The organism is Bradyrhizobium sp. 141 (assembly GCF_023074055.1).
In the GTDB taxonomy this organism is placed as follows: domain Bacteria; phylum Pseudomonadota; class Alphaproteobacteria; order Rhizobiales; family Xanthobacteraceae; genus Bradyrhizobium.
In genome coordinates, this window is sequence record NZ_JADPKR010000094.1 from 284,174 (window position 1) to 299,713 (window position 15,540).

Genomic DNA, 15,540 nt, shown 5'->3' on the forward strand with positions numbered 1-15,540 from the left:
GAATGACGAGCGAAGCGAAAGATCGCGCGCAAGTGAAAAAGCGTTCTGCTGACAACCGAGTTCTCTTAGTCATCCGGAAGAGGTGGTGCAGCGCTCAATCACCGCTTGCTCAGGATCGATCGCAAACACCTTGGGCGCATCTACGTGCGCTGAAATCCATCTCGAACCGATGGTGTTTCCGATCGCTGGATTGGTGCGCCAAGCAAAGCTGCGCACCGGAGTGACGTCGGCGCGCGGGAAGACTCTAGCCATGTCGCTGGCGGAGAGCGCAAGTGATTGTTTTGTTTCAGACAGGGCGTTAGCGGGTACGCCTGTCGGTGCCAGACAGGGTCAGGTTTATAACAATCCGCATCCTGCCAGCTATCTAGCTCTACAGACGTGGGTTTTTGTATTCAACCAGCGCTGGCACACTCGTTGCAGACTCCTGCGCAAGAGGCGACTATTAGCCCTTCATCGACATGGAGAGACAGGCCCACCAATGGCACGCGAGCGAGTAAAGAAGCGGATATGACCAATCGCTGGAGGGCGGGCATGACATCACCGAGACGCGTCTTGGTCAGCGATCCCGTCGACAAATCAACGTCACACAGGGCGCTCGCAAACGCTCAGCCGAGATGAGCTACAACATCCTGATCGACCGCTGCGGCATGATCCAGAAGCCCGCGAAGTTGCGACCGGTAGGACCGGTCAGGGAGGTTGCACATTTTACACCTGAACGCCGGATCGGAAATCCGTCGGTCCACCGGAAAAGCGCCGCTTCTTGATTTGAGACGACAATGGAAAGGAATTTTGTATGAGCCGAGCAACTACCGAAAGCGTCGCAGAGATCAAGGCGCGCAACAAGCAGCTAATCGATGAGGTGTTGAAGGTCTACCCAGAGAAGACCGCCAAAAGGCGCGCCAAGCATCTGAGTGTTCACGAGGCGGGGAAGTCGGATTGTGGCGTCAAGTCGAATATCAAGTCCATTCCGGGCGTGATGACCATCCGTGGCTGCGCCTACGCGGGCTCCAAGGGCGTGGTCTGGGGGCCGATAAAGGACATGATCCATATTAGCCACGGTCCGGTCGGCTGTGGTCAGTACTCATGGGGATCGCGGCGCAACTACTACGTCGGCACGACCGGCATCGACACGTTCGTGACACTGCAGTTCACTTCCGATTTCCAGGAAAAGGATATCGTCTTCGGCGGCGATAAAAAGGTCACCAAACTCATCGACGAGCTCCAGGAGCTATTTCCTCTCAACAGGGGCATCACCATTCAGTCCGAATGTCCGATCGGTTTGATCGGCGACGATATCGAGGCGGTCTCCAGAGAAAAGTCAAAGGAATATGGCGGCAAAACCATCGTGCCTGTGCGGTGCGAGGGTTTTCGTGGCGTGTCACAATCGCTCGGCCATCACATCGCGAACGACGCGGTTCGAGACTGGATCTTCGACAAGAGTGCCCCAGAGGTCAGCTCTAAATTTGAGCCGACGCCATATGATGTTGCCATCATCGGCGACTACAACATCGGCGGCGACGCCTGGTCGTCACGGATCCTGCTGGAAGAAATGGGCCTGCGCGTCATCGCCCAGTGGTCCGGGGATGGATCTCTCGCTGAATTGGAGGCGACGCCGAAGGCGAAGCTCAACATATTGCATTGCTATCGCTCGATGAACTACATCTCACGGCACATGGAGGAAAAATTCGGGATTCCCTGGTGCGAGTACAACTTCTTCGGGCCTTCCAAAATCGCGGAGTCGCTGCGCAAAATTGCAAGCTTCTTCGATGATAAGATCAAGGAAGGCGCCGAGCGCGTCATTGCGAAATATCAGCCGCTTGTCGATGCGGTGACCGCGAAATACCGGCCGCGGCTCGATGGCAAGACCGTAATGCTGTTCGTCGGCGGCCTACGTCCTCGCCACGTCATCGGCGCCTATGAGGACCTCGGCATGGATGTTGTCGGCACAGGCTATGAGTTCGGTCACAACGACGACTATCAGCGCACCGCCCAGCACTACGTCAAGGACGGCACGCTGATCTACGACGATGTCACCGGCTACGAATTCGAGCGCTTCGTAGAAAAGATCCGGCCAGACCTCGTCGGCTCCGGTATCAAGGAAAAATACGTCTTCCAGAAAATGGGCGTGCCGTTCCGCCAAATGCATTCCTGGGACTACTCGGGTCCTTACCACGGCTATGACGGCTTCGCGATCTTCGCCCGAGACATGGACATGGCGATCAACTCCCCGATCTGGGGGAAGACCACCGCACCTTGGAAGGACACTCCGCGGCCGAGCCTCATGGCGGCGGAATAGGAAAGCCGCCCTTTCTTCCACAGAGGAGGGGAAGGGCAGGAGAACGAACACAAGAATCTGAAGAGTGCCATGATGACACAGAACGCCGAACACATACTCGACCACTCTGAGCTTTTCCGGGGAGACGACTACCAGCAGATGCTGGCCAATAAGAAGGCGCTATTTGAGAATCCGCACGATCCCGCCGAGGTCGATCGTATCAGAGAATGGTCCAAGACGCCCGAATACCGCGAGAAGAACTTCGCCCGCGAGGCGCTAACCGTTAATCCGGCGAAGGCTTGCCAGCCGCTAGGTGCGGTGTTCGCCGCGGTCGGGTTCGAACGCACACTGCCGTTCGTCCACGGCTCCCAGGGTTGCGTCGCGTATTACCGCAGCCATTTGTCACGGCACTTCAAGGAGCCGACCTCGTGCGTCTCGTCGTCCATGACGGAAGACGCGGCTGTGTTCGGGGGGCTCAACAACATGACCGACGGGCTTGCCAACAGCTACAACATGTACAAGCCGAAGATGATCGCGGTCGCCACGACCTGCATGGCGGAAGTCATTGGCGACGACCTCAACGCCTTCATCAAAACATCAAAGGAAAAAGGTTCAGTCCCCGCGGACTACGACGTACCATTCGCTCACACCCCTGCATTCGTCGGTAGCCACGTTACGGGCTACGACAACACGCTCAAGGGCATCCTCGAGCATTTCTGGGATGGCAAAGCCGGCACGGCGCCAAAACTCCAGCGCAAAGCGAACAACTCGATCAACTTCATCGGTGGCTTCGACGGCTACACTGTCGGAAACATCCGTGAGATAAAGCGCATCTTCGACTTGATGGGGGTCGGCTACACGATCCTCGCGGATAACAGTGATGTGTTCGATACCCCCACCGACGGCGAGTTCCGCATGTATGATGGCGGCACCACACTAGAGGATGCCGCGAACGCAGTCCATGCGAAGGCAACCATTTCCATGCAGCAATATTGTACGGAGAAGACGTTGCCCTTCATCAAGGGGCACGACCAGGAGGTCGTCGCCTTCAATCACCCGCTGGGCGTCACCGCCACGGACGATTTCCTGATGACGCTGTCGCGTATCACCAACAAGGCAATTCCAAATGCGCTGGAGCGGGAGCGCGGGCGTCTGGTAGACGCAATGGCTGACTCTAGCGCGCATGTTCACGGCAAGAAGTTCGCGATCTACGGCGATCCCGACCTCTGCTATGGCCTGGCCGCATTCTTGCTGGAGCTCGGCGCTGAGCCGACCCACGTGCTCTCGACCAACGGGAGTAAGACCTGGGAGCAGAAGATGCAGGCGCTGTTCGCGAGCTCGCCGTTTGGTAAAAACTGCCGCGCCTACCCCGGCAAGGACCTCTGGCACATGCGTTCTCTCCTGTTCACAGAACCGGTCGATTTCCTGATCGGTAACACCTACGGCAAGTATCTCGAGCGTGACACTGGAACGCCGCTAATCCGCATCGGGTTTCCCATCTTCGATCGCCATCATCACCATCGTTATCCAGTGTGGGGCTATCAGGGTAGCATGAATGTGCTGGTCAAGATTCTCGACAAGATCTTTGATGAGATCGATAGAAAAACCAGCTCGGTTGGCAAGACAGACTACAGCTTCGACATCATACGCTAAGGCGAGCGCCCCGCCTCATCGTCCGCAGGAACAGCGGCACTGTGGCGGGGATCACAGGTTATCCGCCGGCCCATCCTCTTGGTCTGTGCGGTGTCTTGACATCCCTGAAAGAGACGCCATGACTTCGCTTCCCACGACCATACAAGACGTCTTTAACGAACCGGGCTGCGCCAGGAACGCGAGCAAGTCGAACGTCGAGCGCAAGAATGGATGCACCAAGCAGCTGAAGCCGGGCGGCGTCGCCGGTGGGTGTGCCTTCGATGGCGCCAAAGTCGCACTGCAGCCCTTCACCGATGTCGCCCATCTTGTGCATGGTCCAATCGCCTGTGAGGGCAATTCCTGGGACAATCGCGGTTCCGCCTCCTCCGGCTCCGATCTGTGGCGCAGAAGCTTCACCACAGACATGAGTGAGACCGACATCGTGTTCGGCGGCGAGAAGCGGTTGTACAGGGCAGTCAAGGAGATCACAGAGAAATACGACCCGCAGGCCATCTTCGTCTACCAGACATGCGTGCCCGCAATGATCGGTGACGACATCGATATGGTCTGCAAGGCGGCCTCCGCCAAATTTGGTAAACCGGTCATTCCCATCAATGCACCGGGATTTGTGGGGTCGAAGAACCTTGGCAACAAGCTCGCGGGCGAAGCACTGCTGGAGCACGTCATCGGTACCGGAGAGCCCGATTACACCACTGCGTATGACATCAACATCATCGGCGAATACAACCTGTCCGGCGAGCTCTGGCAGGTCAAGCCGCTGCTCGATGAGCTCGGAATCCGGATCCTGTCGTGCATCTCGGGGGACGGCAAGTATCGCGAGGTCGCTTATTCGCACCGAGCCAAAGCCGCGATGATGGTCTGCTCAAAGGCAATGATCAACGTCGCACGCAAGATGAGGCAGCGCTACGGCATCCCGTTTTTTGAAGGCTCGTTCTACGGTATTGAGGATTCCAGCGATTCACTGCGCCAGATCGCGCGCATGCTGATCGAACGCGGCGCGCCGGCTGAGCTGATGGAACGCACGCAAGCCCTGATCGCACGCGAAGAGACCAAAGCCTGGGCTGCGATTGAACGTTTCAAGCCACGCTTTGCCGCCAAGAGGGTTGTTCTCATCACCGGTGGCGTGAAATCCTGGTCGATCGTGGCCGCTTTGCAAGAGGCCGGGCTCGAGATCGTCGGCACGTCCGTGAAGAAATCGACCAAGAAGGACAAGGAACGTATCAAGGAATTAATGGGCCAGGACGCCCACATGATCGAGGACATGTCGCCTCGCGAGATCTACAAGATGCTCAAGGACGCAAAAGCCGACATCATGCTCTCCGGCGGCAAGTCGCAATTCGTCGCACTAAAGGCGGCGATGCCGTGGCTCGATATCAACCAGGAGCGCTGCCACGCCTACATGGGCTATATCGGGATTGTCAAGCTCATGGAGGAGATCGAGAAAGCGCTCTACAATCCGATATGGGATCAGCTCCGCCAACCCGCGCCATGGGATGAGTTCGACCGGAAGCGTCAGGCAACGACGGTTGCGCAGATGTATGCGCAAGCCGCTGATCCAGTTCGGGACGCGAGCAAGAACGGCGTCAATACGATAAGTTCCTGCAATGAAAGTGAGGCCAGCGGTGGCGAGAGCGCGATTGCGGCGCATGGCCCGAATCTCGCCAAGCCCGCCGGGCCGTGCACCAATTCCACCGCACGGTGCGTTGCTTGTAAGGACATTCGTTCCGATCTGCAGCCCCCGGCGCTGCAGGCGGCGGAGTAGGGGGACGACATGGCGATCGTCACTACCTCGAACAAAGCCTGTTCGGTCAATCCGCTCAAAATGAGCCAGCCGATCGGCGGCTCATTTGCCTTCCTGGGCCTGCGCGGCGCGATGCCGCTTTTGCACGGCCCGCAAGGTTGCACGTCCTTCGGGCTGACGCTGTTCGTGCGCCATTTCAACGAAGCCGTGCCGATGCAGACGACCGCCATGAGCGAGGTTGCCACCGTGCTCGGTGGCCACGAGAATCTCGAACAGGCGATCCTCAACCTCTACAATCGCGTCGAGCCCGAGATCATTGGCATCAATTCGACTGGCGTCACCGAGACCAACGGCGATGACGTCGAAGCCTTCATCCGGTTGATCCGACAGAAGCATCCGAAGCTCGAAAAGCTCCCCCTTGTCTACGTCTCGACCCCGGATTTCAAGGATGCCTTTCAGGATGGCTGGGGCAAGACAGTGGCGCGGATGATCGAGGTGCTTGTGGCTCCCGTCGACGCAGCGAGACCGCGCGATACCTCCCGCGTTAACGTGCTACCTGGTTGCCACCTCACGCCCGGCGATCTCGACGAGCTTCGCACGATTTTTGAGGATTTTGGGCTCAAGCCCTCCTTCCTACCGGATCTTGCCGGCTCGCTGGATGGTCACATTCCCGACGAATTCACGCCGACCACGATAGGGGGCATTGGAGTGGACGAGATTGCGACCATGGGGCAGGTGGCCTGGACGGTCGCGATCGGCGCGCAAATGCGCCGTGCGGCCGAGGCCATGCAGGTGCGGACAGGCACGCCGTTCCGTCTGTTCGACCGGCTCTGTGGCCTTATCCCAAACGACGAATTCATCGCTTTCCTGAGCCAGATCAGCGGCCGGTCGGTGCCCTGGAAATATCGCCGGCAGCGTGGACAGCTGGCAGACGCCATGCTGGATGCACATTTCCATATCGGCGGTCGCAAGCTCGCGATCGGCGCCGAGCCGGACTTGTTATTCGATCTCTCCAGCTTGCTCCACGAGATGGGGGCAAAGGTAAGTGCTGCGGTGACGACGACGAACTCACCGGTGCTCCAGCGGGTCAGGACCGAGGACGTCCTGATCGGCGATCTGGAGGATCTTGAAGAGCTTGCCAGGTCGCGTGATTGCGACCTCTTGATGTCGCATTCACATGGTCGCCAGGCCGCTTCGCGACTTAATGTTCCGTTCTTCCGGGTAGGCTTTCCGATGTTCGATCGCCTTGGCGCTGCGCACCTCACGACCGCTGGCTATCGCGGCACGCGCGATCTGATCTTTGACATCGCCAATCTGATCATCACCGACCGCGAAACCAACCATGGGCCGACGCCCGACACCTGGCGATCAACCTGCGGCGGCCCGCAGGTCCATCCGCCCCAGGTGCATTGAGCAGGGAGAGAAAACAACCCGGATGAAAGTTGCATTCGCCACTCAGGACTTGAAGCACGTCGATGCCCACTTCGGCTGGGCCAAGAACATCGCGATCTACGAGGTCGGCCCGGACGGGCATCGGTTTATTGAGGCGATCCAGTTCGACGGTGACCTCACCGAAGACGGCAATGAGGATAAGCTCGCGCCGAAGATCGAGGCGATCAGGGACTGCGCAATCCTCTATGTTGCGGCGATTGGCGGCTCGGGCGCTGCGCGAGTCGTCGCGCGCAACGTCCATCCGATGAAGGTGCTGCAGCCAGAGCCCATCGACGAGCTTTGCGTCAAACTCGAAACCGTGCTGAAGGGGTCGCCGCCGCCCTGGCTGCGGAAGCTGCTCACCAAAAGCCCGGAACGTACGGTGCATTTCGAAGCCTGAAGGAACAAAGATGGCAGATCCGTCTGAAGTCACTCCAGCCGCCGCCGCGGCGGAGGGGCCATTTCTGAAAGAGCTCATCAAGATCTGGCGCGCCCAGGACACCCACGGCGCCTGGGAGGGCAAGAAGGATCTCGAGCTGCTCGAACCCTACGTTCTCGACAAGGACAAGCGCCGTGCGCTGCCGATCGTCGGCAATCCCGACCCGGACACGACATGGCGGCTGGAGCTGTTCTTCGACGCCGTTGCGCTCTCGATCGAGAAGGCGACCGGTGTGATGATCTCGCCAATGCTGAAGATGCATCACGAAGGGTTCGGTCGGATCGTACTGATCGGCGGCCGGCTCGTTGTCGTGAGCAAGCAGCTGCGCGACGTGCATCGCTTTGGTTTCGATCATCTCTCTGATCTCGCCAATCAAGGCGACAAATTCGTCAACAGTGGCGTTGAGATGATCCGTAAGTTCCCGGAAGCGGCGAGTTATTGAGGCAAGTGTGAGCGATATTGAAACCCTGAAAGCGGAAATAAAGAAGCTGTCGGCCAAGGCGACCCAGGCCAAGATGGACCTCCACGACCTCTCCGAGGAGCTGCCGGTCAACTGGTCGTCGATCCTGAGCGTGGCCCAGAAGGCCCACGCTGCCTTCAGCGAACTCGAAAGCAAGCGCCAATATCTTCAGGGGCTGGACAAAGCATAACGGACGGTTGGCCATGTCATTCAGGACCCGCGACGGTCGCAATTGGAGGCCGGACTACCTGGTTTCTATCGATCCCAAGAAGTGCATCGGCTGCGGCCGCTGCTACAAGATCTGCGGCCGTGAGGTCATGACGCTGAAGGGGCTAAGCGAGGGTGGCGAGATCATCGATCTCGACGAGGACGACGATGAGGTCGAAAAGAAGGTCATGGTGCTGAAGGACGAAGGCGCTTGCATCGGCTGCAGCGCCTGCGCCCGGGTGTGCCCAACAAACTGTCAGACCCACACACCACCTGGTTGATTTAGCTTCTCCGACGAGATCGACAAGTCAGTTGTCAGATACAATCTGGTAAGGAACGCCCAGATCCGACCTGTTCTACTGGCGTGAAGCCGGCAGTTGCCGAGTCGGCCGTGAGCTCGCATGGGCCAACTGGCCGATCTTCGGTTGGATCGGTCGGATCTCGCAAGACGAGCGCGCTCGATCCATTGAGGCGAACTGCAGTCGGCCGCCGGCGCAAGCAGTTGATGAGCTAGGACAGCTTCGGTTGCGGCATTCTGCATAGCTTCGCTTCGTTCTCACGATATTGAGGACGTGCGGCCAAATCTGTTCAGCTATCGCTTGGCCTGGCTCGATCAACCGGCACCCCGCCGCCGCATTTTGAGGCTCTGCGAAACTGCATGTACGAGGCAAACCGCTTGACACTGGCACGCTGGGTTCTCTCGAACGATGCAACCTGCGCGTTACTCAATCCCCCGGGTCGGTCTCCCATCATCCATGGGCGCAGCTCGTCGACAACCTGTCGGCTGGCGAGCATCGACGCGCGACATCTCTGCGCCGCGCAGGCCGGCAAAGGCCTGGAGCACAGCGCCAAAGCCGATCCATACATCGTCGATCAGCCCTCTGAAATGTGTGACCGCGATCATGAACCGATGAGCATTGGAACGTCCGGATCCCCATGGACGCAGTCAGCCGGTCCGTCGCGGCCAGCCGCCCCTCGGTGTAATTGACGACAGTGCTCTTGGCCAACACACGCCTAGCAGAGTGGCCGTGTGATCTCCCGAAAGGTAGGCCGATCACCAGGGTTTGTCAGAGCCAGTCCCAGGCGAAGCGGGTGCAGTGTCTCTCTCTGCGGCATACTCGTCGGGCTGCCGAGAGAGAGGGTCTGAGGCGATGCCTCAGACGGGGCGGTTTTCGCTTCTGTTCTTCACCGGCTCCATTTTGGCCAGGCCGTCCTCGTATGAGATTTCCGCGTATGATCCACCGATGTCCTTGGCCGCGTCGAGCAGGTAGTCGAGCCTACCGGCCGTACCGAGCTTCTTGATGTCATTCTTGTCGACGCCGGCGAGGTCCATCATCTCCTTCCACACAGTTGATTCGTCGCAAGGCAGAATGCGGAAGGTGATGTCGCCTATCTTGGTGCGGTACTTCGCGAGCAGATCAATGTTGTTGCAGAAGATGAAATAGCTCCCTTTGGGGCTCAGCCTGCCATCCAGAACCTTTGCGGCCTGAGGTAGATACGCGAAGGAATGCAGATATCCGGCAAGGACTGGGATGGTCGGTTCGCCTTCCTGCGCGATTGCAAGAACTTGTTCGATGGAATAGTCCGGCGGTCGTTTTTCGTCGGCGAGCTGGGCTTGGAACTTCAGCGCGATGTCGCCCCGAAATCCAAATCGCCCCGACTTCGTTGTCTCGGTCTTAAGCACCGCATTCAGCAACCGCCCCTCCTTGTCCAACTGGCCAAGAGCAGTGTTGTCGATCGACGTCATGGAAGGCTCCTCATCAATCTGTCGTGCACATGCATCGCCCAATGCGGCGTGTCCGCTAACCTTATGCAAGTTGTTTGCCGTGCGCCTATGTGTGCAGCGACGCACAGCGTAAGCGGCGGCTTGGCGCAATGTGCAGGGATACGTGCTGGCACCATCACGAGGTTTCGGCCGGATGAGGTCGGGACGCCGGAAAACCGCCTGTCGCAAAGCCGACAGGTCGCAAATCGAATGGTCGCCGCCTTCAAAACCAATTGTTTTCAGCTGCATCTCGACTGGCATGGGATTTGCGAACTGTGCCTCGCGACAGAACTGAGAGCGAGCCAGAAATGATCAACCTAACGGATAGCGCCATCAACGCACTGAAGGCCGCAATCTCCTCGACAGCCCAGCCGGCAAGCGGTTTGCGGATCATGGTCGAAGGCGGCGGTTGCCAAGGGTTCACATACAAAATGGGTCTTGCTCATGAGCCGGTCTCCGATGAGCCCGTGTTCGAGCAAGACGGGATCAAAGTATTCGTCGACAACGCAAGCCGGGCGCATCTCAATGGCACCACGATCGACTTCGTGGTGTCGCTCGAAGGATCGGGGTTCCGCTTCGATAACCCAAATGCCAAATCGAGCTGCTCCTGCGGCAAATCGTTCAGCTGAGCCGCCTTCGGACCATTCGCAATGGAAGGAGCATCGAACATGGGCCTGAAGGCTGAACGAACGAAGCAGTCTTCGACTGCAGAGCCTTCCGATCGCGAGCGGACTGTCTGCGCGGTGCTCGATGAGATTCGGCCAAGCCTCAGGCGTGATGGTGGGGATTGTGAGCTCGTCGAAATCGACGGCAACAAGATCATGGTCAGGCTCACCGGCGCCTGCATGTTATGCAAGCTTGCGGGCACGACGCTCGCGGCCATTCAGGCGCGCCTGATCGAGCGGCTCGGCGAGTTCGTCCGCCTGATCCCGCTCCCCGGAGCTGCCAAAGTGGGGCATTAAGTGCAGAGCGGACAGTCCGTGCGGCCGATCTACCTGGATAACAACGCGACGACCCGTGCTCATCCTTTGGTCGTGGCGGCAATGCTGCCGTTCTTCTCTGGGCAATTCGGCAATGCCTCGTCCGCGCATGCATTCGGCATTGAGGTTGCGCCCGCATTGAAACAAGCGCGCCGGAAGCTGCAGGCCCTCGTTGGCGCGGCATTCGATCACGAGATCGTCTTCACGTCGGGCGCGACTGAATCCGACAACACAGCGATCCTGTCCGCGCTCGCCGTGCAGGAGGGACGCGACGAGATCGTCACAACGGCCGTTGAGCATCCGGCCGTGCTGTCCCTTGCCGAGGAGCTGGGACGACGAGGAATCAAGACCCATGTCATTCCGGTCGATGCAAGCGGCCGATTGAACATCGAGGCTTATCGCAACGCATTGTCGAGGCGCACGTCAATCGCCTCGGTCATGTGGGCCAATAATGAGACCGGTACGATCTTTCCGGTGAAATCCCTCGCCAAGATGGCGCGCTCAGTCGGTGCGCTCTTTCACACCGACGCGGTCCAGGCGGTCGGGCGGATTCCGATTGACCTGAAGACTACGGACATCGACATGCTGTCGCTCTCCGGCCACAAGCTCCATGGTCCGAAGGGGATCGGCGCGCTGTATGTGCGCAAGGACATCAAGTTTCGACCGCTGATCTTCGGCGGCGCACAGGAGCGGCATCGTCGCGCTGGCACCCAAAACGTTCCGGGCATTATTGGGCTCGGCAAGGCGGCGGAACTCGCTGCGGCACACCTCATACAAGAGCAGATGCAGATTGGCGTCCTTCGCGACCGGCTGGAGCAAGGCATTCTCGCTCTCGGCAGTTGCATCGTGCTTGGTCATATCAAGAACCGCTTGGCAAATACGTCTAACATTGCCTTCGAGCATCTCGAAGCAGACGCCATCGTCAACCACCTGAACCGCAACGGAATTGCCGTCTCACTCGGTTCGGCCTGCGCGTCCGGCTCGATGGTGCCGTCCTATGTCCTGCGCGCGATGAGAGTACCACCGGCTTTTTTGCGCGGTGCGGTTCGCTTCTCGCTGTCGCGCGACACGGCGCCCGATGAGATCGATCGTGTCCTGCAAGTCCTGGCGGACATCACTGCCAAACAGAGAGCCTTGTGGCGTGCGTGTCAGGAGCGCGCGGGCGAGAGCTCACAACTTGCGGAGCTCCTATGAAGGTCATGATTCGCCGTTCGCCCGAGACGGGGCTTTCGATTTATGTGCCCAAGAAGGATCTTGAGGAGCCGATTGTCGAATGTGAGCACGAGACGCTGTGGGGTGGTTGGATTAGAATCGCGAACGGCTGGGTGCTCGACCTACCCGCGATGGCGAGTGACACCATCCTTCCAATCACTATCAACGCCAAGAAGCGCGGCGGCGAAGCAACCGAATGATGAATGCTGCGACTCCACAGAACCTCGCCAAGCCAGCGGATGCGGAAGCTATTCTTGGCGGAGCGGTCCGGCCTCTGCGAGGAAGGCCACATCATTCCCTGGCTTTGGCTTGGCGTGACCGAAGGTTCCAGCCGACCGTGCCGATGACTCCGGAAGCGCTCGAAGCGTTCTTGGGAACCAAGATCGCGCCGACGCACGGTGCCAAACGCAATATCTCGGCCTAGGCCAGCACTGAGGCGTTAGGCCAGCGCGATGGCGTTGACGGGGGAGGCCCTCGCGAGGGCCCATTGTGCTGACATCGCCAGCCCGGTCGTTGCATTCCGCACACAGCGTCAGGCCAATTGCTACAACTCCGCAAGATTCAGTTTCGAGAGGATTGAATCTCGCGCCGGGCCAGGTCGTAGCTTGCAAATCGTGATGCAACGTTCGCGATGCAAATCCTTGAATCAGTCTCGAACGACGCGTCAAGACTAAGGTTGTAAATGAAGCATGGTCAGACAAAGAGCGTCGACGAGGTCGCGAACTGGAAGGCCAACGCCCTCCGCTCCTGACGATGATCCCTATCTATGGTTGGAACAGATCGAAGGCGCGCGGGCGCTGAATTTCGTCGAGCGGCAGAATAGCAGAACGCTGGAGGTGTTTGGCGGACCTGCAGCCGAACGAGACAGAGATGCGCTGACAGCGATTTACGACCGACCTGACAATATCCCCTATGTCAGCCGGCGCGGCGGGTATCTCTACAATCTGTGGAGGGACGCCAATAATCCACGCGGCCTCTGGCGGCGAACCACTCTGGAAGAGTATCGCACGCTGAAGCCGTCATGGGACATCCTGCTCGACCTCGATCAACTTGCCGTCAGCGAAGGCAAAGACTGGCTTCTGAACGCCACGGCCGCACCGCCTGGAAATTACTCGCGGTGGATCTTGAGTCTATCGCGCGGCGGAAGCGATGCCGTCACCTTGCGTGAATTCGACTCAGATACGAAGCTCTTCATCCACGATGGCTTTATCTTGCCGGAAGCCAAAGGCAGCGGCGTATGGCTCGATTCTGATACGCTGGTGTTGTTAAGCTCCCATGGCGACGGCATGGCCGCGACCACCGGCTATGCGCGCACGGTGAGGCTGTGGCGGCGTGGTACGCATGTTGACAAAGCGGCAGTGATCTTTGAGACCAAGGCCGCTCATGTGTCAGTCGGTTGCAGTGTTGACGACACTGTCGTGCCGCCCAGGATCTGGTTCCTCGATGCGACAGACGTCTCCAATTGCGTGGTCTGGCTGGGCGATGAAACGGGCGCCAAGACGAGGCTCGATTTGCCAAGTAACATCTGGATGCGGTCGCATCGCAACTGGCTTGCCCTGAAGCCGCGCGAATCCTGGTCTGTGGCAGGGCAGACCTATGCCGCGGATACGGTGCTCGTCATCCCGCTGCCGGCGTTCCTGGCGGGCAGCCGCCAGTTCGAGATTCTCTTCGAGCCGGGCCCGCGCCGTGCGCTGCAGAGCTTCTTTTGGAGTGCGGGCAAGCTTGTGCTTTGTATTTTCGACGAACTCCGGCCAGTCTTCGAGATCTGCGCGCCATGCGATCATGGCTGGAACCGCGAGCAATTGGGCGGGCTTCCTGATCTTGGCGTCGTCGACATCTGGTCTCTCGATCGCGATCCGTCCGAGAGCAATGGCGACTTGCTGGCTCACGTCGAGGATCCGCTCACCCCGCCGTCCCTCATCCTGATGGAGCGGGGCGTTGGCAGTCCCGCCGTGCTGAAGCAGGCGCCGAAGACGTTTGCCGCGGAGCACTGCGTGTTCACGCGGCACGAGGCCATCTCGATCGACGGTGAGCGAATTCCCTACCTGCAGACCGGCCCGGTCAGACAGACCGGCAACGCGCCGGTCCATCTGAGCGGATATGGCGGGTTTGGGATCTCCGTGAAACCGTATTACAATTCCGCGCTCGGTAAGCTTTGGCTTGACTGCGGCGGCACCACGGTTCAGGCAAATTTGCGCGGCGGCGGTGAGTTCGGCACGCGCTGGCACGACGCCGGCCGGCTGGCCGGCAAGAGATTGTCGCATGACGATTTCGCAGCCGTCGCCGCCGATCTCGTTAAGCGCGGCGTGACACAGGCCAAGCGGATCGGGGCCGAGAGTGGATCGAACGGCGGCATCCTCATTACCAACATGCTAACGCGATACCCCGGGCTCTTTGGCGCACTGTTCTGCACCGTCCCGCTGATCGACATGCGCCGCTACACCAAACTGCTCGCCGGGGCGAACTGGCTCGCCGAATATGGCGATCCCGACAACGCTGAGGAGTGGGAGTGGCTGAAGACCTATTCTGCCTATCATGCCGCAAGTCCCGGGCAGTCCTATCCACCGATCCTGATGGCCACCAGGCGGCGGGACGATCGCGTCCATCCCGGACATGCGCGCAAAATGGCAGCGAAGCTGCAGGCGATGGGCTATGAGGCTTATTTCTACGAGCATGCCGCCGGCGGCCACGGCTATGGCAAGGACAACAGCGAGCACGCCGGCTTGTTGGTGCTGGGCCTGCGTTTCCTGAAGAGCAGGATCGGCTGGCTGGATACCGAGACGTCAGCGACGTAGTGTAGTTGTTGGACGGCAGTTCGTGCGATGTCGACCGAGGCGGCTGCAGCCTTACGAATCTGATCGGCATCCACACCCGCACGACCTATTCGAGATGCCAACCAACGTTTGGACGCACGGTCCAATTCGTGGCCGTCGGGACCCTGGCCACCAGGCGTTTCTCTTCACCTGCCCGACAATGCCTTCCGGAGTGTCAGGCAGGGGCCCGCGTGATCTTCCACGACATAGGTCGGTAACGGGGGCTGCTTCTTGTCGGTATCTACGAAGGATCGCCAGTTCAAGTTGTCCTTCAAAGCGTCCGGAACGTCTTTTGCGGATTGTGCTTTGCATACGCGTCACATTTCGGCGACAAGATCAACTTTCAACGACACCAGCCGCCATGCTCTTTGCCCAAGGGCATAGATGAAGCAGCGTAACCGCCGTCATAAGAGCGCTGCCAGCGCTCTTGTGATCGCAATTTCTGTCAGCTTTCCAACATGAGTTGATAAAACTGACATTCGAGCAGGCGTTACCTAACTGCTTGAAGCGGACCACAAAATTCGTTTGTGGCAGGTATGGCACGCCAGTTGCTCTTGGCTTTTC

The 15,540-nt window shown here is 59.1% G+C and carries 14 protein-coding genes; 13 read left to right on the forward strand and 1 reads right to left on the reverse strand.

What is annotated here, in order from left to right; genetic code table 11:
* Nucleotides 1-793: 793 nt before the first annotated feature.
* The 8 genes from nifD to fdxB all read left to right on the forward strand — a co-directional run bounded on the left by nifD (nucleotide 794) and on the right by fdxB (nucleotide 8,487).
* On the forward strand, nucleotides 794-2,296 hold the full coding sequence (nifD, locus tag IVA81_RS28785) for a nitrogenase molybdenum-iron protein alpha chain (protein WP_247324222.1): 1,503 nt from the start codon (nucleotides 794-796) through the stop codon (nucleotides 2,294-2,296).
* A 72-nt stretch (nucleotides 2,297-2,368) separates the two neighbouring features.
* Nucleotides 2,369-3,928 (forward strand): nitrogenase molybdenum-iron protein subunit beta, encoded by a 1,560-nt coding sequence (gene nifK / locus IVA81_RS28790; RefSeq protein WP_247324350.1) that lies wholly within the window; start codon nucleotides 2,369-2,371, stop codon nucleotides 3,926-3,928.
* A 118-nt stretch (nucleotides 3,929-4,046) separates the two neighbouring features.
* Nucleotides 4,047-5,690, forward strand: coding sequence for a nitrogenase iron-molybdenum cofactor biosynthesis protein NifE (gene nifE, locus IVA81_RS28795; protein WP_247324351.1), 1,644 nt, complete (start codon nucleotides 4,047-4,049; stop codon nucleotides 5,688-5,690).
* 9 nt (nucleotides 5,691-5,699) lie between these two features.
* Nucleotides 5,700-7,082 (forward strand): nitrogenase iron-molybdenum cofactor biosynthesis protein NifN, encoded by a 1,383-nt coding sequence (nifN, locus tag IVA81_RS28800; protein ID WP_247324223.1) that lies wholly within the window; start codon nucleotides 5,700-5,702, stop codon nucleotides 7,080-7,082.
* 22 nt (nucleotides 7,083-7,104) lie between these two features.
* Nucleotides 7,105-7,500, forward strand: coding sequence for a nitrogen fixation protein NifX (gene nifX / locus IVA81_RS28805; RefSeq protein WP_247324224.1), 396 nt, complete (start codon nucleotides 7,105-7,107; stop codon nucleotides 7,498-7,500).
* A 10-nt stretch (nucleotides 7,501-7,510) separates the two neighbouring features.
* Nucleotides 7,511-7,981 carry a NifX-associated nitrogen fixation protein gene (locus IVA81_RS28810; RefSeq protein ID WP_247324225.1) on the forward strand — a complete coding sequence of 157 codons (471 nt, stop codon included), beginning with the start codon at nucleotides 7,511-7,513 and terminating at the stop codon, nucleotides 7,979-7,981.
* Between the two features lie 7 nt (nucleotides 7,982-7,988).
* Nucleotides 7,989-8,189, forward strand: a complete 201-nt coding sequence (locus tag IVA81_RS28815; RefSeq protein WP_247324226.1) for a CCE_0567 family metalloprotein — start codon at nucleotides 7,989-7,991, stop codon at nucleotides 8,187-8,189.
* A 13-nt stretch (nucleotides 8,190-8,202) separates the two neighbouring features.
* Complete coding sequence (gene fdxB, locus IVA81_RS28820) at nucleotides 8,203-8,487, forward strand: ferredoxin III, nif-specific (protein ID WP_247324227.1); 285 nt, start codon at nucleotides 8,203-8,205, stop codon at nucleotides 8,485-8,487.
* Between the two features lie 875 nt (nucleotides 8,488-9,362).
* On the opposite strand, the gene IVA81_RS28825 is transcribed toward fdxB, so the two are convergent.
* Nucleotides 9,363-9,953 carry a hypothetical protein gene (locus IVA81_RS28825; protein ID WP_247324352.1) on the reverse strand — a complete coding sequence of 197 codons (591 nt, stop codon included), beginning with the start codon at nucleotides 9,951-9,953 and terminating at the stop codon, nucleotides 9,363-9,365.
* A 326-nt stretch (nucleotides 9,954-10,279) separates the two neighbouring features.
* Between IVA81_RS28825 and IVA81_RS28830 the strand changes: the two genes are divergently transcribed.
* The 5 genes from IVA81_RS28830 to IVA81_RS28850 all read left to right on the forward strand — a co-directional run bounded on the left by IVA81_RS28830 (nucleotide 10,280) and on the right by IVA81_RS28850 (nucleotide 14,958).
* The gene (locus IVA81_RS28830) at nucleotides 10,280-10,600 is read left to right on the forward strand and encodes an iron-sulfur cluster assembly accessory protein (protein WP_247324229.1); all 321 of its coding nucleotides are present in this window, start codon (nucleotides 10,280-10,282) and stop codon (nucleotides 10,598-10,600) included.
* A 39-nt stretch (nucleotides 10,601-10,639) separates the two neighbouring features.
* Complete coding sequence (locus IVA81_RS28835; RefSeq protein ID WP_247324230.1) at nucleotides 10,640-10,933, forward strand: NifU family protein; 294 nt, start codon at nucleotides 10,640-10,642, stop codon at nucleotides 10,931-10,933.
* 18 nt (nucleotides 10,934-10,951) lie between these two features.
* Nucleotides 10,952-12,145, forward strand: a complete 1,194-nt coding sequence (nifS, locus tag IVA81_RS28840) for a cysteine desulfurase NifS (RefSeq protein ID WP_247324231.1) — start codon at nucleotides 10,952-10,954, stop codon at nucleotides 12,143-12,145.
* The gene (gene nifT, locus IVA81_RS28845) at nucleotides 12,142-12,363 is read left to right on the forward strand and encodes a putative nitrogen fixation protein NifT (protein WP_247324232.1); all 222 of its coding nucleotides are present in this window, start codon (nucleotides 12,142-12,144) and stop codon (nucleotides 12,361-12,363) included. The genes nifS and nifT overlap by 4 nt, the downstream gene beginning before the upstream one ends.
* 489 nt (nucleotides 12,364-12,852) lie before the next feature.
* Entirely contained in the window at nucleotides 12,853-14,958 is a 2,106-nt protein-coding gene (locus tag IVA81_RS28850) for a prolyl oligopeptidase family serine peptidase (protein WP_247324236.1), read from the forward strand.
* Nucleotides 14,959-15,540 lie beyond the last annotated feature (582 nt).